At 68.6% G+C, this 20,783-nt stretch carries 21 protein-coding genes; 13 read left to right on the forward strand and 8 right to left on the reverse strand.

The window, feature by feature from the left end:
* Positions 1-21: 21 nt before the first annotated feature.
* The 12 genes from QP609_RS12330 to QP609_RS12385 all read left to right on the forward strand — a co-directional run bounded on the left by QP609_RS12330 (position 22) and on the right by QP609_RS12385 (position 12,341).
* Positions 22-567, forward strand: coding sequence for a prepilin peptidase (locus QP609_RS12330; protein ID WP_046431106.1), 546 nt, complete (start codon positions 22-24; stop codon positions 565-567).
* Positions 564-1,040 carry a TadE/TadG family type IV pilus assembly protein gene (locus QP609_RS12335; protein ID WP_164077797.1) on the forward strand — a complete coding sequence of 159 codons (477 nt, stop codon included), beginning with the start codon at positions 564-566 and terminating at the stop codon, positions 1,038-1,040. The genes QP609_RS12330 and QP609_RS12335 overlap by 4 nt, the downstream gene beginning before the upstream one ends.
* A 25-nt stretch (positions 1,041-1,065) precedes the next feature.
* Positions 1,066-2,100 carry a Flp pilus assembly protein CpaB gene (gene cpaB / locus QP609_RS12340; RefSeq protein WP_169410385.1) on the forward strand — a complete coding sequence of 345 codons (1,035 nt, stop codon included), beginning with the start codon at positions 1,066-1,068 and terminating at the stop codon, positions 2,098-2,100.
* 18 nt (positions 2,101-2,118) lie between these two features.
* Positions 2,119-3,477: a type II and III secretion system protein family protein gene (locus tag QP609_RS12345; RefSeq protein WP_032962552.1), complete on the forward strand. Its 1,359-nt coding sequence runs from the start codon at positions 2,119-2,121 to the stop codon at positions 3,475-3,477.
* Between the two features lie 27 nt (positions 3,478-3,504).
* A complete protein-coding gene (locus QP609_RS12350; RefSeq protein ID WP_041863560.1) occupies positions 3,505-4,761 on the forward strand; it encodes a fimbrial protein in 1,257 nt (418 codons plus the stop codon).
* Positions 4,746-6,095, forward strand: a complete 1,350-nt coding sequence (locus QP609_RS12355; RefSeq protein ID WP_014647459.1) for a CpaF family protein — start codon at positions 4,746-4,748, stop codon at positions 6,093-6,095. The genes QP609_RS12350 and QP609_RS12355 overlap by 16 nt, the downstream gene beginning before the upstream one ends.
* Positions 6,096-6,097: 2 nt before the next feature.
* Entirely contained in the window at positions 6,098-7,054 is a 957-nt protein-coding gene (locus QP609_RS12360) for a type II secretion system F family protein (protein ID WP_134966967.1), read from the forward strand.
* A gap of 28 nt (positions 7,055-7,082) precedes the next feature.
* The gene (locus tag QP609_RS12365; RefSeq protein ID WP_014647461.1) at positions 7,083-8,018 is read left to right on the forward strand and encodes a type II secretion system F family protein; all 936 of its coding nucleotides are present in this window, start codon (positions 7,083-7,085) and stop codon (positions 8,016-8,018) included.
* A complete protein-coding gene (locus tag QP609_RS12370; RefSeq protein WP_197621558.1) occupies positions 8,018-8,908 on the forward strand; it encodes a Flp pilus assembly protein TadD in 891 nt (296 codons plus the stop codon). Before QP609_RS12365 ends, QP609_RS12370 begins: the two co-directional genes overlap by 1 nt.
* Entirely contained in the window at positions 8,905-9,366 is a 462-nt protein-coding gene (locus QP609_RS12375; RefSeq protein ID WP_197621559.1) for a DUF3613 domain-containing protein, read from the forward strand. The genes QP609_RS12370 and QP609_RS12375 overlap by 4 nt, the downstream gene beginning before the upstream one ends.
* Before the next feature lie 8 nt (positions 9,367-9,374).
* Positions 9,375-11,525 (forward strand): TadG family pilus assembly protein, encoded by a 2,151-nt coding sequence (locus tag QP609_RS12380; RefSeq protein ID WP_197621560.1) that lies wholly within the window; start codon positions 9,375-9,377, stop codon positions 11,523-11,525.
* Positions 11,526-11,630: 105 nt separating this feature from the next.
* Positions 11,631-12,341, forward strand: a complete 711-nt coding sequence (locus QP609_RS12385; RefSeq protein ID WP_014647465.1) for a DUF2968 domain-containing protein — start codon at positions 11,631-11,633, stop codon at positions 12,339-12,341.
* A 75-nt stretch (positions 12,342-12,416) separates the two neighbouring features.
* On the opposite strand, the gene QP609_RS12390 is transcribed toward QP609_RS12385, so the two are convergent.
* Positions 12,417-12,803 (reverse strand): hypothetical protein, encoded by a 387-nt coding sequence (locus QP609_RS12390; protein WP_014647466.1) that lies wholly within the window; start codon positions 12,801-12,803, stop codon positions 12,417-12,419.
* Between the two features lie 186 nt (positions 12,804-12,989).
* Here QP609_RS12390 and QP609_RS12395 point away from each other — a divergent pair, with 186 nt between their 5' ends.
* Positions 12,990-13,814 (forward strand): alpha/beta hydrolase, encoded by an 825-nt coding sequence (locus QP609_RS12395; RefSeq protein WP_197621561.1) that lies wholly within the window; start codon positions 12,990-12,992, stop codon positions 13,812-13,814.
* Between the two features lie 113 nt (positions 13,815-13,927).
* Here QP609_RS12395 and QP609_RS12400 read toward each other — a convergent pair whose 3' ends face one another.
* From QP609_RS12400 to QP609_RS12430, 7 genes are all read right to left on the reverse strand, one after another.
* Complete coding sequence (locus tag QP609_RS12400; RefSeq protein WP_049440904.1) at positions 13,928-15,574, reverse strand: MFS transporter; 1,647 nt, start codon at positions 15,572-15,574, stop codon at positions 13,928-13,930.
* Positions 15,568-16,851: an alginate export family protein gene (locus QP609_RS12405; RefSeq protein WP_197621114.1), complete on the reverse strand. Its 1,284-nt coding sequence runs from the start codon at positions 16,849-16,851 to the stop codon at positions 15,568-15,570. Before QP609_RS12405 ends, QP609_RS12400 begins: the two co-directional genes overlap by 7 nt.
* A complete protein-coding gene (locus QP609_RS12410) occupies positions 16,830-18,677 on the reverse strand; it encodes an amidohydrolase (RefSeq protein ID WP_173390344.1) in 1,848 nt (615 codons plus the stop codon). Before QP609_RS12410 ends, QP609_RS12405 begins: the two co-directional genes overlap by 22 nt.
* 119 nt (positions 18,678-18,796) lie before the next feature.
* Positions 18,797-19,222 carry a DoxX family membrane protein gene (locus QP609_RS12415; RefSeq protein WP_014647471.1) on the reverse strand — a complete coding sequence of 142 codons (426 nt, stop codon included), beginning with the start codon at positions 19,220-19,222 and terminating at the stop codon, positions 18,797-18,799.
* Between the two features lie 2 nt (positions 19,223-19,224).
* Complete coding sequence (locus QP609_RS12420; protein ID WP_197621115.1) at positions 19,225-19,881, reverse strand: hydrolase; 657 nt, start codon at positions 19,879-19,881, stop codon at positions 19,225-19,227.
* Positions 19,878-20,294 carry an AraC family transcriptional regulator gene (locus QP609_RS12425; RefSeq protein WP_014647473.1) on the reverse strand — a complete coding sequence of 139 codons (417 nt, stop codon included), beginning with the start codon at positions 20,292-20,294 and terminating at the stop codon, positions 19,878-19,880. Before QP609_RS12425 ends, QP609_RS12420 begins: the two co-directional genes overlap by 4 nt.
* 77 nt (positions 20,295-20,371) lie before the next feature.
* The gene (locus tag QP609_RS12430) at positions 20,372-20,704 is read right to left on the reverse strand and encodes a hypothetical protein (RefSeq protein ID WP_197621116.1); all 333 of its coding nucleotides are present in this window, start codon (positions 20,702-20,704) and stop codon (positions 20,372-20,374) included.
* Positions 20,705-20,783 lie beyond the last annotated feature (79 nt).

Here is a 20,783-nt window from a genome sequence, read left to right on the forward strand (position 1 = left end):
TGACGGACGACGGAGTGTGCGATGACACTGCTGGGATTGTTGGCCATCGGCGTATGCCTGCGGATCGCGATCAGTGATCTGTATGCCCGTCGGGTGCCCAACGCCTGGCTGATCGCCGCTTGCGTGATCGCCACCGTGGTGATCGTCTTCGGCCAGTTCAGTGCGCCGCGCCAGCCGTGGCTGCCCCACGTTGCCGGCGCGGCGCTCGGCCTGTTGGCGCTGCTGCCGTTCTATGCCCTGCGCTGGATGGGCGCCGGCGACGTGAAGTTCTTTGCCGTGCTGGGGCTGATGCTGGGCTGGCAGGCGCTGCTGCCGGTCTGGCTGGTCGCCAGCCTCGCCGCCGGGTTGCACGCCGTGCTGGTGCTGGCGGGCCGGCGCCTGGGCGTGTTGCTGCCCGGCCACCTGCAGATGCAGGTGAATCGCACCAGCACGCAATGGCACGCGCATCCGGCCCTGCGCGACATGCAGGCCGCACGCCAGGGACGACGTGGCATTCCCTATGCCGCCTACCTCGCACTCGCCGCCATCGGCTGGGTGCTGGCAAGCATCTACGGAGGTGCACCATGAACATCCGCAGCCCGCGCCAGCAACGCGGCGTCGCCAGCATCGAGTTCGCCCTGATGCTGATGCTCGGCCTGTTGCCGCTGCTGCTGTTCACCTTCTCCGGGGTGATGATCATGGCAGCACAGCAGACCCTGGCCACCGCCTCGGCCGAAGGCGCGCGCGCCTCGCTGCGCTACGGCACCGCCGGCGAACGGCGCACCGCCGCCTGCGTCGCCGCACGCACCTCGATGCAATGGCTGCTGCAGTTCTCCAAGCAGAACGTGGACTGCAGCGCGGGGGGCAGCAATGCCATCGTGGTGTCCGCGCAGGCGCCCTGCGCCGGCCTGGCCACGGCCCAGTGCATGACCGTGACAGTCAGCTACGACTACGCCAGCCATCCCTTCCTGCCCGGCACCGCCACGCTCTACAAGTGGGTGATGCAGGCTCCCATCCGCAGCGTCGCGGTCGCCCAGCTCGATCTCGGCAGCGGCAACTGATGACCGGTATTTTGGAGACGGTTCCATGCTCAAGTTGACCCGCATCGCTGCCGTCGCCCTGATCGGCCTGGCCGTGCTGCTGGCGCTGATCGCCTTCATGATCGGGCGCAAACCGGCCGCACCGGTCACGGCCGCGCCGATCGCGCACAACGAAGTGCAGGCCATCACGGTGGTGGAAGCCGTGGCGCGCCTGCCCGCGGGCGAGCCGATCAGCGCCAACGACCTGCGCCTGGCCCAGCGCACCTCCCCCGTCGCCGGTGCCGCCACCAGCATCGCCGCCGTGGTCGGCAAGGTGCCGGTGCAGGACATCGCCGAAGGCAGCCCGATCAGCAGCAGCGCATTGGCACAGGGCTTCTCGCTGCAGCTGCGGCCGGGCGAGCGCGCACTGGCCGTGCCCGTGGACGAACTGGTTGGTGCCGGCAACCGCATCCTTCCCGGTGACTTCGTCGACGTCTTCCTCAACCTGCGCAATGCCCAGCCCAGCATCAACAGCCCCGCCGAGGCCGCGCAGACGCGCCTGCTGCTGTCGCGCCTGCGCGTGCTGAGCTATGGGCAGCAGGACATCGCGCCGGTCGCCTCGGAAGCCACCTCCAATAGCGAGGCCGACACCCGCAACGACCCGCGCGCGGCCGACATCACCGGCAGTGGCGGCAGCCACAGCAGCAATGAAGCCCCGCAACCCGCGCGCAGCGCGGTGCTGGCGGTACCGGTGGCGGACGCCAATCGACTGCTGCTGGGTGCGCAGCAGGGCAAGCTGTTCCTGGCGCTGCGCAATCCTGCTGATACGGGCCTGCCCGACCTCGCACTGTTCCCTCAGTCGCGCGGCGTGATCGATCCGCTGCGTGGGCTCGACGCAGAGCAGCAGCTGGCACTGCAGCGCCCGGAGAACCACGCCTTCGCCGGTATCGACGGCGACGCGCTGGCCGGCCGCGGCAGTGCCCCGCCACGCAGCAACGCGGATGCACCCGCGCGTGCGCCGGCGCCCCGTCGCAGCGCCCCGCGCGCTTCGGGTATCGAGATCATCCGTGGCGACAGTTCCGCCCCCCGTAGCTCCCTTTGACCTGCATCGAGCGCATCCATGACCGAACGTCGCCGCCGTCCACGCCTTTCTCCCCGCCAGCGGTGGCTGGCCCTGCTGCTGGTGCTGCTGGCACCGGCAACGAGCGTGGCCGCCGATGACCTGGTGCTGCAGGCCCGTGAGCAGCGTCCCTGGAACCTGCCGGCCGACCTGGAACGGGTGGCCATTGCCGACCCCGGCGTTGCCGACATCGTGATGCTGCGCGGCCAGCGCCAGGCGCTGCTGGTGGGCAGGATGCCTGGCACCACCACCCTGCTGCTGTGGCACCGCAAGCAGGCCGAGCCGCAACGGGTGACAGTACGGGTGCAGAGCGCCGTACAGGGTGCGGCCAGCACCGGCGGCAACGATCTGGTGTTCACCCAGCAGGACCAGCAGGGCCTTTTGCAGGGAAGCACTGACAGCGTGCTCTCGCACATGCAGGAACAACGCACGGCGGCGATGGCACTGGGCAAGGAAGGTGCGCTTGCCGATACGTCCACCATCAGCAGCGGCGGTGTGGTCCAGGTCGAGGTCAAGGTGGTCGAGTTCAACAAGACCGCGATGAAGCAGATCGGCATCAACTTCCAGAACCGCAACGGCGGCTTCGCCTACGGCTTCGCGCGGCCCGGCACCGGGTTGCCGGGCAACACCGGCCTGCTGCCCGGCATGAAGGAAGGCAACAGCAGCAACGAGGCCGTCTCGCCGATTTCCTCGGCATTCCGCCTTGTTTTCGGCTCGACCAAGGGGCTGTGGAACGCCGATGTCGAACTGCTGCAGGCCAATGGCATGGCCCGCGTACTGGCCGAGCCGACGCTGGTGGCGCTGTCCGGGCAGAGCGCCAGTTTCCTGGCCGGTGGCGAACTGCCGATCCTGGAACCGCAGGGGCTTGGCACCACCACCATCACCTACAAGCCGTTCGGCATCGGCCTGACCGTGACCCCGACCGTGCTGGCAGCGAACCGCATCGCGCTGAAGGTAGCGCCCGAAGCGAGCGACCTGGACTACAGCAATGCCATTGTGCTCAACAACGTGCAGATTCCCTCGATCACCACCCGGCGCGCCGACACCACCGTCGAGCTGGGTGACGGCGAGAGTTTCGTCATCGGGGGCCTGGTCAGCTCCAACATCGTCTCCAACGTCAGCAAGATTCCGCTGCTGGGCGACCTGCCGATCATCGGCTCGTTCTTCCGCAACTTCGATTACAAGCGCCAGGACAAGGAGCTGGTGATCATCGTCACCCCGCGCCTGGTGCAGCCACTGGCGCGCAACACCGAACTGCCGCTGCCCGGCGAGCGCGAAGCCAGGCCGCATCTCCCCGAGTGGGGTTCCTGGTTGCTGGGTCCGGTCAGCCAGGACCCGGTGCCCGGATTCTCGCGCTGACTCCATGATGCCTGCGATACCACGCCCATGCCCTACGCCACCGCCCAGCCGCTGCATCCGCAAGGACCGCCAATGAACCTGGTCCTGTACGGCATCGACCGCGAACTGCTGCCCCGGCTGGCCGCCAAGCTGCCGCCGAGCACCGCCCTGCATTGGCAGGACAGCAACGCCCCCACCTCCGCCCAGGACCTGCAACGCGGCCCGCAGAGCCTGGTGCTGCTCGACTTCCGGCCCGAGCATGCGGCCGCCTCGAGCGTGCTGGCGCAGCAGCTGCAGCAGACCCAACCGGACCTGCCGCTGGTGGCCGTGGGCGCCACCAGCGCCGGCCAGGTCGAAGGCGTGGTGATCGCGCTGCGCGCCGGCCTGCGCGATGTACTGGACCTGGACAGTGACGACGCAGGCATCGAGGCGGCCTTGCGGCGCGCCCTGTCTCCGCGCCCGGCAGCGGTTGCCCAGCACGCACACAAGGCACGCCTGATCGTGCTGCTGGGTGTGCGCGCCGGCGTCGGCACCAGCACCCTGGCCGCACATCTTTCGGTGCTGGCGCAGCAGACGCGCGCCCTGGCCCAGGGCGAAGCCGTGCAGCAGGACGGCCTGCTGATGGAGCTGGCGCAGCCCTCCGGCGACCTCGCGCTGTACCTCAATCTCGACAGCCGCTTCCACTACGAAGACGCGCTGCGCAATGCCAGCCGCATCGATGCCACCCTCGCCCGCACGGCCATGGCGCGCCATGACTCCGGGCTGGTGCTGCTGGATCGTGCCAGTGGCAGCGATGCCGTTCCGCCCTCCGATCCTGGCGCGCTGCTGCAGCGCCTGCGCGGCGTGTTCGCCAGCGTGCTGTGCGATGCCGGCGGCTGCCCGTTGCGGCAGCTTCCGCCCTTGTTGCTGGACCAGGCCGACGAGATCTGGCTGGTCACCGATGCCTCGATCGCCACGCTGGTTTCTCTGGACCAGGCCCTGAAGCACCTGGCGGGCCAGCGTGAGCGCGAGAAGCGCCTGCAACTGGTGATCAACCGCCACGATGACAGCAGCGGCATGAGCCCGGAACAGATCGCACGCCGCTTCGAAGTACCGCTGCTGGCGACGCTGCCCGAACGACCGCGCGTGCGCCTGGCCGCCAGCCAGGGACACCTGCTGCTGCAGGATGCCCCGCGCGACCCCTATCTGCGTGCCCTCGCCCCGCTCGTGTCGCGCCTGGATCCGGCCGCCTGCCCGGTCCAGCCGCATGGCCTGCGGGAAAGACTCTCCCTTGCCCTGGGTGGATCGCAATGGAAGACAAGGTAACCCCGTTCCCGCATGCCGTTGCCCGCCCGGTACTGCCCGAATCTGCCCCGGGCCACCTGCCGTTCGCGCAGACCGAGCAGTACCAGAAGGTGCTGTCGGCCGCGCATGAGCATCTGCTCAACAGCATCGAGGACGAGCGCATCGACATCGATTCCTGGGCCCCGGACACCATCGCCCGCTGGGTGCAGGTCCAGACCGTGGGCTTCATCCAGGAATGGCGCATCCCGATCAACGAAGAAGAGATGCAGGTGGTCGCCGAGGGACTGGTCAAGGAGCTGACCGGTTTCGGCCCGCTGGACGACCTGCTCCACGACCCCTCCATCGAAGACATCCTGATCAACGGCTTCAAGGACGTGCACGTTTCGCAGGGCGGACAGCTCAAGCGCGCCACCCAGCGCTTCACCGATGATACCCACCTGCTGCGCATCCTGCGCCGCATCCTCGCCCCGCTCGGCCGCCGGCTGGATGATTCCAATCCGATGGTCGACGCGCGCCTGCCCAACGGTGGCCGCCTCAACGCGATCATCTCGCCGCTGGCGGTGGACGGACCGATGGTGTCCATCCGCAAGTTCCGCAAGGACCCGTTCACCCCCGACGAACTGCTCGCCAAGGGCACCTTCGACGCACCGATGCAGGCACTGCTGAAGGCGATGGTGCTGGGGCGCTGCAACATCCTGGTCTCCGGCGGCACCAGCTCGGGCAAGACCTCGCTGCTCAATGCCCTGGCCAGCTACGTGCCGGCCGATGAGCGCGTCATCACCGTGGAGGACACCGCCGAGCTTTCGCTGAACCATCCGCACGTGGTGCGCCTGGAGAGCCGCATCGGCGGCGCCGAGGGCCAGGGCGCGGTCAGCATCCGCGACCTGGTGCGCAACAGCCTGCGCATGCGCCCGGACCGCATCGTGGTCGGCGAAGTGCGCGGCGCTGAAGTGCTGGAAATGCTGCAGGCGATGAACACCGGCCACGACGGATCGATGGCCACCATCCACGCCAACACGCCGCGCGACTGCCTGTACCGCATCGAGATGCTGGCCGGGTTTGCCGGCTTCCAGGGCAGCGAAGACAGCCTGCGCCGGCAGATCGCCAGCGCCATTGATTTCATCGTGCAGATCTCGCGACTGGGCAGCGGGCGCCGGGTGCTGGTCTCGATCACCGAGATCACCGGGGTCAGCGACAACCTGATCACCACCCAGGAGATGTTCCGCCACGAGGTGCAGATCGATGGCACCGGCCGCGAGACCGACCGCTGGATCGGCCTGGGCTTCCATCCGCATTCGCACAAGCTGGAGCCGTTCCGCCAGCAGCTGCGCGAATCACTCTACGGGGACTTCTGAACATGGGCACCGGCCTGCTGCTGGGCGTGTTGAGCATCATCTCGGTGCTGCTGGCGCTGGCCGTCTGGCTGTGGGGTACCGCCAGCAGCCGTGAACAGCGCCAGGCCTCGCTGCAGCACACCGAGCAGCAGCTGGCACGCGGCAGCACGGCCGGTGCGGTGCCGGCCGGGCCTGCCGTTGCGGCGGCGAACGATTCGGCCCGCCCCGCCAGCAGTGGGAGCCGCGCATTACCCTGGGATGGCGTCCTGCAGCGCGCCGGCCTGCAGCCGGGCTGGAAGCTGCCACTGATGCTGCTGGTACCGGGACTGGTGCTTGCGGTCGTGGCGGCGGTGCGGCTGGGCACGGCCTGGATGTTTCCGCTGACCCTTCTGCTGTACCTGCTGGGCTGCTGGCTGTGGGTGATGCGCCGGATCACGAAACTGCGCGCGCAGCTGCTGCACCAGATGCCGGACTTCCTCGACAACCTGGTCCGCCTCACCGCGCTGGGCAACAGCCTGCAGGCCGCGTTCCAGGTGTCTTCGATGCAGACCAGCGCGCCACTGCGCGGCCTGCTGGACACCACGGTGCGCTATGCGCGCAGCGGCATGGAGCTGGATCGTGCATTGAGCCTGGCCGCACAGCCGTACCGGATGGACGTGCTGAAGGTGCTGGCGGTGGTGATCGGGGTGAGCGTGCGCATCGGCGGGCGCGCCGACCAGATCCTGCAGCGCATGGGTGATTTCATGCGCGACCTGGAGCAGGCCCAGCAGGAGCTGGCCGCCACCACCTCGGAAACCCGCATGTCGGCCTGGGTATTGGGGCTGCTGCCTCCGGCCAGTGCGGTGCTGATGGCGATCTCCAGCCCGGCGTTCTTCCAGCCGGTGCTGCATGACCCGCTCGGCCACAGGATCCTGCTGATCGCACTGGGCCTGGAACTGCTCGGGGCGTTGCTGCTGTACCGCCTGGCCAAATCGTTATGACCGCCCGCAGCTACCCGGGAGGTGCCCGATGAGCGCCAGCGCCTGGTTCGCCCTTTCGCTGCTGGTGCTGGCAGCGGGCGTCGCCCTGCTCGGCATTGCCGGCTGGGTGCGCAGCCATCGCGAGCACCGCACCTCGGCCGCGCTGAAGACCGCCCTGCAGCCGCGCGAGGAAGCCCGCGACACCGAGGCTACGCGCCGCGACTCGCTGGGCTGGCTCGAGCGCTTCGGGCGCTCGCTCAGTGGTGGCCGCCTGGAGGCCGCGCTGCTGGCCAACGAGGACAGGCTGCTGCTGGACCTGGCCGGCTGGAACACGCGCCGCGGCACCGCCATCTATCTCGGCCTGCGCCTGTTGCTTGCGCTGCTGGTGCTGGCGCTGGCGCTGGCGTTCAGCAGCGCGCACGGTCTGGCCAGGGTGATGGTGGTGATCGGTGCGCTGGCGGCCGGGCTGCTGCTGCCCAAGTTCGTGCTGTCGTCGTGGGTCAAGCGCCGCCGCCGCGCGGTCGAGAACGAACTGCCCTTGCTGATCGACCTGCTGCGCCTGCTGCAGGGCGTGGGCTTCAGCATGGACCAGAGCCTGCAGACGCTGGGCGACAAGCTGCGCGATGCGTTGCCGGTACTGGGCGGCGAACTGCAGGAAGCCAACGTGGCCTACACCCACGGCCGCACCCGCGCGCAGTCACTGCGGCGCTTGAGCGAGGTCTACGCCGATGACGACCTGGCCAGCCTGATGCAGCTGATCCTGCAGGTGCATGCGCACGGCGGCGCCGTGCAGGAACCGCTGCGCCAGTTCAGCATCCGCCTGCGCGAGCAGCGCCGCAACACGTTGAAGGAAAAGGTCGGCAAGCTCTCGGTGAAGATGACCGTGGTGATGATGCTGACCCTGTTGCCGGCACTGATGCTGGTGCTTGCCGGTCCAGCGCTGGTCGCGCTGGCCACCACCATGTCCAAGATGGGATCGCCCTGATGCCTGCCCTGCGCACCCCCTGCCTGCTGCTTGCCGTCGCCCTCGCCACCCTGGCCAGTGGCTGCGCATCGACCACGCCGAAGTACGTGCGGGCGCCCAGCCTTGCGCCGCCGGAGCCCGATCCGCAGGACAGCCGCAACACCTATCTGGAGCTGATCGAGCGCATGCAGCAGCAGGGCGCCTGGTATGCCTCGCTCGCCCACGTGGAGGCCTTCCGCCAACGCTATGGTGATCGCCCCGCCCTGCGCCTGCTGCAGGCCGACGCCCTGCGCGAGACTGGCCAGAGCGACGCAGCGGTAGCGCTGTATCGCGAGCTGTCCAGCGGGCCGCAGGCCGCTGCGGCCGCCCACGGCCTGGGCCTGATCGCTGCACGCCGCGATGACGACGCCGGCAGCGAACAGGCGCTGGCGCGCGCCACGCAACTGCAGCCCCTGAACACCGACTACCTGGGCGACCTGGGTTATGCGCGGCTGCGCGCCGGCCAGTTCGACCAGGCGCGCGAGCCGCTGGCCAAGGCCCTGGAGCTGTCGCCAGGCAACGCCAAGGCCACGGCCAATCTCGCACTGTGGGCGCTCCTGCGCGGCGACCAGGCCACCGCGGAGCGCCTGGCGGCACAGGCCAACCTCAACGACGAAACGCGCCGCAGCATCCAGCAGCAGGCCCAGCAGATCCGCACGCGCCTGCAGCAGCGGCAGGCGGCGGCCGCCGTCAACGCCCCTGCGTCTGCGTCCGCGGCCAGCAGCGAACACGGCGCCCGTGCGTCGGGCAGTACCCGGCTGGCAGCCGAACCACGCCGCGAAGCACGTGACGAGCGCGATCCGCAGCGCCTGCCACCGTCGATGCTGGAACGCTTCAGCACCACCGAACACCCGACCGGAAGCACACCATGACTGCGATGCGCCTGACCCGACGCCTGTTGCCCGTGCTGTCCTGCCTGCTTGCTGCCGGTGCCGTGCAGGCCCAGCAACAGCCATTGACCGGACAGATGCTCGGTGGCCCCATGCCGTCGGCACCGGCCGCAGCACCGATGCAGGCCGAGCCGCTTCCCACCGTGGAGCTGGCCGCACCCGCCGCATCCGCGGCGGTGGCAGCGGTGCCACCGGCACTCCCCGCAACCGACGGTGCCCGGCCGGCAACACCGCGTGCGCGCCTGCAGAGCGGCGAAGCCACCCGCAACCTGTTCCGCCTGCAGGCGTCGGGACAGCAGGCCGGCCAGCGCCTGCCGATCCTGGGTGACCAGGCCACCCTGAGTTATGCGCGTTACCTGAAGAGCTTTGAACACGAGATCCCGGACTTCTTTGAGACCGATGTTGCGCGGTCCAAGGATGCCTCCTCCTCCGGACGCTGAGGTAGGCCATGAAACGCCCACGCCAGTTCAGTTTCGGCCGCGCACGCGGCGGCATGTCGGTCACCATGATGCTGGTCATGCTGGCCTTGCTGGCGATGCTGGGCCTGATCGAGATCGGCTATCTGTTCTGGGCCAAGCGCGATGCGCAGAAGGTTGCCGACCTGGCCGCGCTGGCCGGCGCGCAGCGACTGGAGTTGTGCAGCGCGGACAACAGCGACAACAGCGCCGCCCGGCAAAGCGCACTGGCCCAGAACAGGTTCGCAGGCACCTTGCAGGTCCGCTGCGGCAACTGGAGTGCCAGCCGCGGTACCAGCAACCGTTTCGCCACCAGCGTTGATGCCAGCAACCCGCGCAATGCGGTGCAGGTGATCGCCGAGCGCAGCGTGCTGCCCTTCTTCGGCCAGAACACCAGCCTGCCGACCGTCAGCGTGCAGGCGGTCGCCCGCCGCTCGGAGCCCACGGCGGTGTTCGCGGTGGGCTCGCAGCTGCTGCGCACCAATGGCGATTCCGTACTGCTGTCGACCCTGCGCCTGGTCGGCCTGGATGTCAGCAATGCCACGGTGCTGTCCTATGATGGTCTGGCGCAGGCCAACGTCACCCCATCCGGCCTGCTGAAGGCACTCAACATCCCGGTGAGCGCCAACCTCAGCGTGGCCGATTTCAACCGCCTGCTGTCGGTCAACAAGATCTCGCTGGCGCAACTGGTCGATGCCACCGCCACCGTGGTCGGCCGTGACTCGACGGTGGGCGTGCAGCTGCGCGCCCTGTCCGACCTGGTCGCCACCCAGCTGGACATCAACAAGCTCAACATCGTGCTCGGCAGCCAGGCCGGCGGCGGCGGGCTGTTCGCGGAAGTTGTCTCACCCGACGGCACCGTCGGCAGCGCACTGGAATCGAAGATCAACGTGCTCAACCTGATCAGCACCGCCATCTCCATCGCCAACGATGGCAACGGCGTGACGATCAAGGGTCTGGACCTGCTGGGCATCAACATCCAGGGCGGCGTGGTCGAGCCGCCGTCGATCGCCATCGGCGGCGTCGGCACCCGCGCCTACAATGCGCAGGTGCGGCTGATGGTGGACGTGGACAGCAACAACCTGTTCGCGCTTGGGCCGCTGCTGAACCTGCTCGGCACGCGCCTGCACCTGCCGCTGCACGTCGACGTGGCCAACGGCATGGGTACCCTGACCGGCATCCAGTGCGGCGGCAGTCCCCCCAAGGCCACCATCCAGGTCGATTCATCGGTGCTGCGTGCCTGCGTCGGCAACGTCGACCCCGCACAGCGATTCTCCAAGGCCAATGTCTGCGACGCCACGCTGCAGAACGAACAGCTGTTGAAGCTGCTGGGCCAGCCGCTGATCAACGACAGGATCACCCTGCCCGCCCTCACCGGCTCACAGAACCTGACCCTGGCTGCGGGCGAGACCGGCTCGACCCGGATCAATCCGCTCGCGATCGGTGACGCAGTGTCGAGCCTGGTCAACGAGCTGCTGCGGGTGCTGTCGGGCATGCTCAGCTCGCCCAAGCAGGGCATGAGTGCCAACGACACGGCCAAGGCGCTGGCCGATCGTTACCTGCAGGCGGCCTTTCCCACTGGCGGACGCTACAACGTCGACCAGGTCATCCCGCTGCTGCGCGATGGCGATCCGGCACGCAACCTCGCCCCGCTGGGCAACTGGACGGTGAAGAATGGCGTCCCCAAGCCCTGCCTGCTGGGCCTGACCACCTGCTGGGAAGACGGTTCGGTGTGGACCGGTTACAGGACGACCGTCACCGGCCAGGGCCTGGGCCTGCTCGATGGCCTGCTCGGCTCGCTGGTCGGCGGCCTGCTGATCAACCGCTGCGACAGCCTGCTCGGCAACCTGATCGACTACAACGGCTGCGTACGCAACAACCTGGCGTCGTACATCCAGACCGCGCCGGCGGGTTTCCTCGATGGCGCCAGTGGCAGCGGCGTTGCCAACCCGGACGGAAGCGTCAGCTGCAGCGGCCTGCTGTGCACCGTGCTGAAGCCGATCCTGGCCGCACTGCGACCGGTGCTCAACAGTGTCGGCACTCTGCTGACCAACCTGCTGGCCAGCGTGCTGGGCCTGGAACTGGGCCGGACCGACGTCAACGTGCAGTCGATCCAGTGCAGCGCGGCACAGCTGGTCTATTGAAATCGCGCCGTGACCGCCGCCCTTGGCGGCGCCCGCGCCCATGCTAGACTCCCGGCGGGGAACCACCTTCATCTCAACCCACACTCATCCGTGGATGGTCTAGACATGCGAGAAACTTCAGGGGGCGCGGTCTTCGCCCGGCACGCGCGCAACGCAGCAGTGCTGGCCGTGGCCATGATGCTGGTGGCACCGGCGGCGATGGCCGCGCGTGGCGACCGCGAGGCTGCAGCCGAACCGGCGCGCAGCGCGCCGGTGGTGCGCAATACCGTGGACGAGCTCAAGCAGTTGATGGATTCGCGCCAGCTGACCGAGCTGCGCACCACCTACAACGGCAACTACGGCGCCAGCCTGCTGTTCAACGCCAATACCCTGACCTACTACGTCGCCCTGTTCCAGGAGAAGAACTTCTGGCGGGTGATCAAGACCGATGCGGTGGACAACGCCGAACGTGTCTACCGCACCTTCGCGCAGCAGTCCGAGCAGCTGGCCCAGGTCTACATCGACACCACCCGCCTGGAAGCCGGCAAGCGCTACACCGAGCGCCTGGTGGCCTACAACGAAGAACGCCTGCGCACCCTGCAGCAGGAAATGGAACAGCAGCAGGCACAGTCGGCGCAGGTCAGCGCCGCCCTGCAGCAGGCCCAGCAGCAGGCAGTCAGCCTCAGCACCGATGTGCAGAGCACCAACAGCCAGCTGGACGCCCTGCAGCGCCGCATCCAGATCCTGCAGGCCGAACAGGGCAACCCGGAGTTGAGCCTGCCCAAGCCGGACAGCGTGCCCTCGCCGGCACCGGCCGCCACCAGCGACGGCCGCTGAGAGCTGCACTCACGGCATTGCACACGACGGCGCCCCAGGGCGCCGTTGTTGTTTTCGGCGCTTCAGTGCACAACTTCACTGGCAGGCGTCGTAGACTGCATCATCCAGCTGCCGGCGCTGCACGAAATCCAACCGCCGACGTTTGAGCAGCGCCTGTCCGCGCTGGCGGCGCACACGCTCGCAGGCCGCCGCATCCGTACTGATCGTGATCAATGCGCCCTGCGCCCGGACGGCACGACGCGGGCGACGCGACGGCTTCGATGGCGTGACTGCGGGAACCACCGCCCCACGGGACAATGACTGCTCCGCCGGGACATCCCAGCGCCACGCCGCCCGGCCCTGGCAGGGTGTCTGCTGGTAGACCGGATGCGGTCCATCCACGCATTTGTAGACATTGGTCTGAGCCGGCGCGGCCATCGGCAACAGCAGGCACAACAGCAGGGACCATCGCGTGGCGGGCATCCGGGCATTCCACAGGCGGGCTGCGGACATCCTCGGCGCGCGACTCGGGTCCCGCCAGAGCGATATGCGTCACATCCTCTGCAATCCAGCACAGCGGTGCAAGTCCGTCGCCGGCACCTGCGCTGTACTGCCGAAGGCACCGGCAGCCTGCCGGTGCCTTACCTCCCTTCCGCCAAGGAACCTGCAATGAGCAACTTCGTCACCGTCGCCGACGGCGCCCGCATCTTCTACAAGGATTGGGGCAACGGCCAGCCGATCGTGTTCGCCCACGGCTGGCCGCTGTCGTCCGATGCCTGGGACCCGCAGATGCTGTTCATGGGCCAGAACGGTTACCGCGTGATCGCCCACGACCGCCGCAGCCACGGCCGTTCCAGCCAGACCTGGGACGGCAACAACATGGACGCCTACGCCGACGATCTGGCTGCAGTGATCGAGGCGCTGGACCTGAAGGACGCGATCCTGGTCGGCCATTCCACCGGCGGCGGCGAAGTGGCCCACTACATCGGCCGCCACGGCAGCACGCGCGTGGCCAAGGTGGTGCTGGTCGGCGCCGTGCCGCCGCTGATGCTCAAGACCGCCGGCAACCCGGCCGGCACCCCGCTGGAGGTCTTCGACGGCATCCGCAAGGGCACCGGCGGCGACCGTTCGCAGTTCTTCAAGGACCTGACCACCCCGTTCTTCGGCGCCAACCGCGATGGCAACACGGTCACCCAGGGCATGCGTGATGCGTTCTGGCTGCAGGGCATGCTCGGTGGCGTCAAGGGCCAGTACGACTGCGTGCACGAATTCTCGGAAGTGGATTACACCGAAGACCTGAAGAAGATCGACGTGCCGGCACTGGTCGTGCACGGTGATGACGACCAGATCGTCCCGTTCGATGCCTCGGCCAAGCTCTCCTCGCAGATCATCAAGAATGCCGAACTGAAGGTATACGCCGGTGCCCCGCACGGCCTGACCATCACCCACGCCGAGCAGTTCAACGCCGACCTGTTGGCGTTCGCGCGCAGTTGATGCGCCGCGGCGGCACTGTAACGGTGCCGCCGCCCCTTCGATCGCAAAAAGGGGACGGAGGGGATTAAGTCGTTTGTGCACAAACGACTTAATCCCCTCCGTCCCCTTTTTTTTCAGATGTCGGTGTGGTGATGCGGCACAGCGACAGGCAGCGGGTCATGCCCACCCACGAAGTGGCGCACCACCGGCGCACGCTCACCGCGATGCAATCCGCGCAGCACTTCCTGGATCGCCCTGTCGTCGGCGGTGATGCGTTCGTGCTGGCGCAGGTGCTCCAGCCACGACGGGGTCACGAAATACTCCAGGTGGATGCCTGGACTGGCCACGTCCTCGACCACGCCCCAGACCACGGCGCCATCGCGGCGGCGGATGGTGCCCAGTGTGCGCATCTGCGCCTGGAACGCGGCGCGATCAGCATCGTCAATGCGGTACTCGATGGTCACCAGCACCGGGCCTCGATCATTGGATACCGGTACCGACAGTTCGGGGGCTGGCCAGTGCCCCGCCGGACGCAGGTTCAGGTCTTCGGTGCCGGCGATGCGCACGCGCCACACCAGCAACCCGCCGATGACCGCACCCGCGGCAGCCACCAGCAGGGCCAGCTCCGGCGAGGTGCGCTGAGCCAGTGCGCCCCAGCTCAGGCCGCCGGCGGCCATGCCGGCAGAGAACACCATGATGTACAGCGCCAGCGCACGCGCACGCACCCACGCCGGCACTGCGGTCTGCGCCGCGATCTGCAGCGACGACAGCACGGTGATCCAGGCAAAGCCATTGACCAGCATCACCAGCGGCAGCACGTACCAGCTTCGGGTCAGCGCCAGCCCGACCAGGCTCATGGCCAGCGACAGGGTCGCCAGCAGCACCAGCAGGTCGCGATCCAGCTGCGCGCGCAGCTTCGGCAGCAGCAGCGCACCCCCCACCGCACCGATGCCGATGCAGCCGAGCAGCATGCCGTACTGGCCCGCCCCGCCCTGCATCTGCCCACGCACCACCACCGGCAGCAACGCATTCATCGCTGCGGCGAAGAAGAAGAAGCCGACCGACTTGATCAGCACCGCCTGCAACCGCCCGGCGCGGCTGGCATAGCGCAGGCCCGCTTTCAGGCCCGCACCGAAGCCTTCCGGCGGCAGGCTGGACTGCTTCGGGTCGCGCTTCCAGCCCCACACCACGAACAGCATCGCGGCGAAGGTGATGGCGTTGAAGCCGAAGGCCCAGACCGCACCGAGCTGGGCGACGATCACGCCGCCGATGGCCGGGCCGATCGAGCGCGCGATGTTGATGCCGATCGAGTTCAGCGCCACCGCCGAGGCCAGCATCGGCTGTGGCACCAGTTCGGACACGATAGCGGCCTGCGCCGGCATCGCCATCGCCGCACCGCAGCCCATGCAGAAGGTCAGCAGCACCAGCAGCTGCGGGGTCAGCATGTCCATCGCGGTCAGCGCCGCCATCACGGCGGCGACCAGCAGCATCCAGCCCTGGGTGGCCAGCAGGTACCTGCGGCGATCAACGATGTCGGCCAGGGTTCCGGCGGCCAGTGCCAGCAGCACGATCGGCACGGTGGTGGCCGACTGCACCAGGGCCACCATCAACGGCGAGCCGGTACGTTCGGCCATCACCCAGGCGGCGGCCACGTCGTTGACCCAGGTGCCGATGTTGCTGGCCAGGATCGCCAGCCAGATCGAGCGGAACATCTGGATCTTCAGTGGGGACCAGGCGCCTGCGGCCTGTGCGGGGGGTTGCGACGCGGTTGCGTTCACCATTGCCATGCTCCAACGATCGAGGCGAACAGCGTGTCCCGGCCGCCGGCCTGCTTCAGTGCAGGCCCGGCATCGACCCAGGCCAGCTGCAGCTGCCATTGCCAGTGTTCGCTGGCCTGCCAGCGGGTTTCGGATTTGTACTGCGTGCCGATGCGGCGCGCGCCGCCGGCGCTGCCCGGCAACGCCACCAGCGGTGCCGGCGTGGTGTAGACCGCATCGGCGCGACGATGCTTCCAGGCCATCTGTACGCCCAGTTCCGTCGTCACCGCGTCGTGCAGGCGCAGTGTCAGGGTCGGCTGGACGTCCATCAGGTTGGCCGGGGCCAGCAAGCTGGCCTCGCTGAAATAGGCCGACTTCGGGAACAAGGCATTGAAGGTGCCCAGGCGGCCGTCGTGCAGATTGCCATCGCCACTGGCGATGTCGGCCTTCAGCCCCAGACGCGGCTGCAGCGGCAGGTCCGTCCAGCGCCACCCCGTATCGGTGGCCAGCGTCCAGGCGTGGATAGCGAGCGTGCCAGCGGTCGTTCGCAGTTCACCGCCCTGCGCCACCAGCTCGCTGTTCCAGTCCAGTGCACCAGCCTGGCCGAACCAGCGCGCGCCCAGGGTCTGCCGTCGCTCGGTACCGGAGCCCACCGCAAAGCGCGCGCCTTCACGACGGTAGTCCAGCAGGTACAGATCCCATTGGCCTGGGCCACGACCACGCGCGGTGGTCGCATACGCGCCCCACAAGTGGGCACCGCGTTCGCCGCGGTCATCGAAGGCGCCGGGTCGGTTCTCCAGCGGTCGCAGCGCCATCAGGTCCAGCGTGCCGAGGCGGCCTTTCCAGCCTGCACGGGCACCATCGAATGCCAGCCGGATGTTCGGCCCATCGCGCACCGACAACAGCCGCGAGCTGCCATAGCCGGCTTCCTGCCGGCCGAGTTGCAGATGGAAGCCACCGCGCTGCCAGCGCCAGTACGCCTGCTGCACGTCCAGCGCGCTGCGGTCGGTGCGGCCGGGTCCACCTGCCTTGCCATTCTCGGCATGCACGCCCAGCTGCACCCGTGCCTGCCAGTTGTCCTCGACATACGTGGCCGACGCCAGTGCACGCAGCAGACCGTAGCCGTCTTCACTGCCGCCGATACCGAACCGGGCCGGGTCGTAGTACATCCCCCTGAAGCGCAGCGAGGCGTCCCATTGCAGTTGCCCGCCGCCCATGTCGGTGCAGCGGCCGGTGTCACAGGCCAGCGCCATCCATGGCATGGCCAGCAGCGCCAGGCTCAGAAGGCGAAGCACGAGCATCCCATCGCGCCCCAGAAGGCGGTCAGGTCATCGGTGGGTGCCGCATGCCGGGCCGCATGCCCGTGCGCGCCGTGGGTGCTACAGGCCACACCGTGATGGTGGCGATGCGCGGCGGCCAATCCGGTGGCGGCACCGCCAACGTGGTAGCCACCGAAGCGGTTGACCGGCGACCAGTCCGGCATCGCCGGCGGCAGCTGCGGCGCCAGGCCGGCGTAATCGCCGTCGGCGTGCACGATGCGGCCGCCGACCACGGTCAGCAGGCTGGTGATGTCGGCGATCTGCGCGTCATCAACGCGGAAGAAGTCGGCCGAGAGCAGGATGAAGTCGGCCAGCTGGCCCACCTTCAGCGTGCCCTTCACCGCTTCGTCGCCGGAGAACCAAGCGCTGCCCTGGGTCCACAGGCGCAGCGCCTGTTCGCGCTCGAGCAGGTTCTCATCGCCATACAGGGCCAGCCCGCCCACGGTGCGCCCGGTCACCAGCCAGGACAACGCCACCCACGGGTTGTAGCTGGCCACGCGGGTGGCATCGGTACCGGCACCGACCGGCACGCCTTCGGCCAGCATGCGCTTGACCGGCGGCGTGTGCCGCGCCGCCTGCACGCCGTAGCGCTCGACGAAGGCTTCGCCCTGGTAGGCCATGCGGTGCTGCACGGCGATGCCGCCGCCCAGCGCGCGGATGCGTTCGATGTTGCGCGGGGTGATGGTCTCGGCGTGGTCGATGAACCAGTGCAGGCCATCGAACGGCACCTCGCGGTTGACCTGTTCGTACACATCGAGGATGCGGGTGATGCTCTCGTCATAGGTGGCGTGGATGCGGAACGGCCAACGCTTCTCGACCAGCAGTTTCACCACATCGTGCAGTTCCGGTTCCAGCTCAGGCGGCAGTTCCGGGCGCGGCTCGTTGAACAGCTCGAAGTCGGCCGCGGAGAACACCAGCATTTCGCCAGCGCCGTTGTGGCGCAGCAGGTCATCGCCCTGGCGCGGCTGCAGTATCTCGCTCCAGCCGCGGAAGTCGTCCACTTCCTTGCCCTTGTTCTGGGTGAACAGGTTGTAGGCGATGCGCACCGTCAGCTGGTCATCGCGATGCAGCTGCTCGATGACCTGGTAGTCCTCGGGGTAGTTCTGGAAACCACCGCCAGCGTCGATCACCGAGGTGATGCCGAGCCGGTTCAGTTCGCGCATGAAGTGGCGCGTCGAGTTGGCCTGGTACTCGATCGGCAGGCGTGGCCCCTTGGCCAGCGTCGCATACAGGATCAGCGCGTTGGGCTTGGCCAGCAGCAGCCCGGTCGGGTTGCCCAGCGAGTCACGCACGATCTGCCCGCCCGGTGGATCCGGCGTGTCCTTGCTGTAGCCGCAGGCGCGCAGCGCGGCGCGGTTGAGCAGCGCGCGGTCATACAGGTGCAGCAGGAACACCGGCGTATCCGGCGCAATGTCGTTGAGCTCCTGCAGCGTCGGCAGGCGCTTCTCGTTGAACTGTGCGGCAGTGAAGCCACCGACCACGCGCACCCACTGCGGTGCCGGGGTGCGGTCGACCTGGGCCTTCAACATGTCCAGCGCGTCGCCCAGCGAGCGCAAACCGTCCCAGCGCAGCTCCAGGTTGTAGTTCAGGCCACCGCGGATCAGGTGGGTATGGCTGTCGTTTAGGCCGGGCAGCAGGCGCCGGCCCTGCGCGTCGATCAGGGTCGCTTCATTGCCCCAGCCGCGCATGATCTCCTCATCGCTGCCGACAGCGACGATGCGGCCCTCCTGCACGGCCAATGCCTGCGCGTGAGGTTGCTGCGGGTCGAGTGTGGTGATGCGGGCATTGCGGATGACCAGCGTGCTCATGCGACGCTCCTTGGAAGTGGAATCGAGTGCGGCAGCGGCGCGACCGGCCAGGCCGAGCGCAACCGCGGCACCGCTGGCCAGCACCACGTTGCGGCGGCCGTGGTCGAGGGGATCGTGACTCATGCGAAAGCTCCCGGAAGACGTTGGCCGTCCAGCGCCCAGGCCCCCGGCCCGGCCAGGGCGATGGCCAGCAGCACCGTGGCCCACATCAGCGGGTACTCACTGCCGCCGCGCATCCAGAACCAGCCCCTGGGCAAGGCCAACAGGACGGTGAAGCCGATGAAGGCAGCGGCGGCAAGCGCGGCGATGCGGGTCTGCCAGCCCAGCAGCACGGCCAGCCCGGACAGCACCTGCAGCAGGGACAACAGCAGCGGCAACGGCGCCACTGCCGGCAGCCCGAAACCGCGCAGCTCGGTGGCGAAGCCGGCCAGCCCCGGTCCGCCGAACCAGCCAAACAGCTTGCCCAGCGCGTGAGGCAGCAGGAAGCCGCCTGCCGCCACCCGCAGCATCAGCAGGGCCAGGTCGAGGCCGTGGCCGGCCAGCATGCTCAGTGCCCGCCTTCCTGCGCGCCGAACATGCGCTTGGCGTACTGGATGCCGATGCCATAGCCGCCGGCGTGGTCGCGGGCGATGCCGGTGGTCAGGTCGTAGGTTTCACCGCGTGCCCAGTCACGCTGCAGTTCAAGCAGGTACTGCACGCTGGTCATCGGCACCGCGCCGGCCTGCACCATGCGGGTGATCGCACGCTCGTGCGCTTCTTCGCTGACATCGCCACAGGCGTCGGTGATCACGTGGACCTCGAAGCCCTGCGCCAGCGCCGACAGCGCCGGACCCACGATGCAGACACTGGTCCACAGGCCGGCAAGAACCAGCCGGCGCTTGCCGATGCTGTTGATCTCATCGATTACCGGCTGGTCTTCCCAGGTATTCATCGAAGTGCGGTCGAACACCGGCTGGCCCGGGAAGATCTGCGGCAGTTCCGGGAACATCGGGCCGGAGAATGACGTCTCGGCCACCGTGGTCAACACGACCGGCACGTTGAACCCCTTGGCCCCCTTGCTGATCAGCGACACGTTGTTGCGCAGCGCGGAGATGTCGATCGTGTGGGTAGCAAATGCCATCTGCGACTGGAAGTCGATCAGCACCAGGGCATGGTCGGTGGGCGACAGCAGGGCCGGGGCGGGCGTGGAGGTGGCAAGGCTCATGGGTGGACTCCGTGGGAAACATGATCAGGGGGAAGCAGCAGGGCCGCATCGCCGGCCCGATACTGGCCGGGGCTGCAGCCGGTCTCGGCGCGGAAGCTGCGGACGAAATGGCTCTGGTCGAAGAAGCCCAGCTGCTGGGCCAGGCACGCCATCGGCAGCTGCGCGCTGGGCAGCAGTTGGCAGGCACGCTGGATGCGGCGGCGGCGCACGTAGCGCAGCGGGCTGGCACCGGTGCCGCTACGGAACAGGCGCACCAGGTGGAAGCGGCTGACACAGGCAGCCTGCGCCAGCTCGGTCACCCGCAGCGGCTGCGACAGGTGCTCATCGACATAGCGCAGGGCGCGCTGCAGTGCGGCGGCCTGCTGCGGGGCAAGTGGGATGGCGGACGGATCGGGCGGACTGACGGTGGCCATGCGGGGCGCCGCGAGGGGGTGGCCCATGGTGCGCGGCCGGCGTGCGATGCCCTACCCCCGTCGGTCGAGGCCGGCACCTACCCGAATGGGGGAGGCCGGCGGCCGAGCAGGCGGCGCCCGAACAAGCGCGCATCCACCGAGTAGGCGCCCGGCCCCAGCATCAGCAGCGCCGGTGGCAACGCCACCAGCGGCCACGGCGCCTGCTGCGCGAACATGGTCGCGGCTGCCATCAGGGCCGCCAGCGGCGTCAACACGCCCAGCACGAGCATGGCCGCCGCCAGCACGCACAGCACCGCCCCCCAACCAGCATGCGTGCCAGGCGCGCACAGCGCGGCGGCCAGGCACAGCCGCAGCCACAGCAGGCCGATGCCCGGACCGCGATCAGGGAACATCACGAACAGGCGCTGCATGGCCGGGCTCCAGGGGTCATGCCGGCGTGATAGCCGACCACGGCGGCCACTGCCTACCCCGTTCGGGTCACCCCGGACT

The sequence above is a fragment of the Stenotrophomonas sp. 8(2023) genome, from assembly GCF_030345295.1.
GTDB classification, from domain to species: domain Bacteria; phylum Pseudomonadota; class Gammaproteobacteria; order Xanthomonadales; family Xanthomonadaceae; genus Stenotrophomonas; species Stenotrophomonas muris.

Bases quoted from the DNA above. Each gene is read 5' to 3' on its own strand.
- QP609_RS12330 (WP_046431106.1), top strand. From the start codon at position 22: ATGACACTGCTGGGATTGTTGGCCATCGGCGTATGCCTGCGGATCGCG.
- QP609_RS12335 (WP_164077797.1), top strand. From the start codon at position 564: ATGAACATCCGCAGCCCGCGCCAGCAACGCGGCGTCGCCAGCATCGAG.
- cpaB (WP_169410385.1), top strand. From the start codon at position 1,066: ATGCTCAAGTTGACCCGCATCGCTGCCGTCGCCCTGATCGGCCTGGCC.
- QP609_RS12345 (WP_032962552.1), top strand. From the start codon at position 2,119: ATGACCGAACGTCGCCGCCGTCCACGCCTTTCTCCCCGCCAGCGGTGG.
- QP609_RS12350 (WP_041863560.1), top strand. From the start codon at position 3,505: ATGCCCTACGCCACCGCCCAGCCGCTGCATCCGCAAGGACCGCCAATG.
- QP609_RS12355 (WP_014647459.1), top strand. From the start codon at position 4,746: ATGGAAGACAAGGTAACCCCGTTCCCGCATGCCGTTGCCCGCCCGGTA.
- QP609_RS12360 (WP_134966967.1), top strand. From the start codon at position 6,098: ATGGGCACCGGCCTGCTGCTGGGCGTGTTGAGCATCATCTCGGTGCTG.
- QP609_RS12365 (WP_014647461.1), top strand. From the start codon at position 7,083: ATGAGCGCCAGCGCCTGGTTCGCCCTTTCGCTGCTGGTGCTGGCAGCG.
- QP609_RS12370 (WP_197621558.1), top strand. From the start codon at position 8,018: ATGCCTGCCCTGCGCACCCCCTGCCTGCTGCTTGCCGTCGCCCTCGCC.
- QP609_RS12375 (WP_197621559.1), top strand. From the start codon at position 8,905: ATGACTGCGATGCGCCTGACCCGACGCCTGTTGCCCGTGCTGTCCTGC.
- QP609_RS12380 (WP_197621560.1), top strand. From the start codon at position 9,375: ATGAAACGCCCACGCCAGTTCAGTTTCGGCCGCGCACGCGGCGGCATG.
- QP609_RS12385 (WP_014647465.1), top strand. From the start codon at position 11,631: ATGCGAGAAACTTCAGGGGGCGCGGTCTTCGCCCGGCACGCGCGCAAC.
- QP609_RS12390 (WP_014647466.1), bottom strand. From the start codon at position 12,803: ATGCCCGCCACGCGATGGTCCCTGCTGTTGTGCCTGCTGTTGCCGATG.
- QP609_RS12395 (WP_197621561.1), top strand. From the start codon at position 12,990: ATGAGCAACTTCGTCACCGTCGCCGACGGCGCCCGCATCTTCTACAAG.
- QP609_RS12400 (WP_049440904.1), bottom strand. From the start codon at position 15,574: ATGGTGAACGCAACCGCGTCGCAACCCCCCGCACAGGCCGCAGGCGCC.
- QP609_RS12405 (WP_197621114.1), bottom strand. From the start codon at position 16,851: ATGCTCGTGCTTCGCCTTCTGAGCCTGGCGCTGCTGGCCATGCCATGG.
- QP609_RS12410 (WP_173390344.1), bottom strand. From the start codon at position 18,677: ATGAGCACGCTGGTCATCCGCAATGCCCGCATCACCACACTCGACCCG.
- QP609_RS12415 (WP_014647471.1), bottom strand. From the start codon at position 19,222: ATGCTGGCCGGCCACGGCCTCGACCTGGCCCTGCTGATGCTGCGGGTG.
- QP609_RS12420 (WP_197621115.1), bottom strand. From the start codon at position 19,881: ATGAGCCTTGCCACCTCCACGCCCGCCCCGGCCCTGCTGTCGCCCACC.
- QP609_RS12425 (WP_014647473.1), bottom strand. From the start codon at position 20,294: ATGGCCACCGTCAGTCCGCCCGATCCGTCCGCCATCCCACTTGCCCCG.
- QP609_RS12430 (WP_197621116.1), bottom strand. From the start codon at position 20,704: ATGCAGCGCCTGTTCGTGATGTTCCCTGATCGCGGTCCGGGCATCGGC.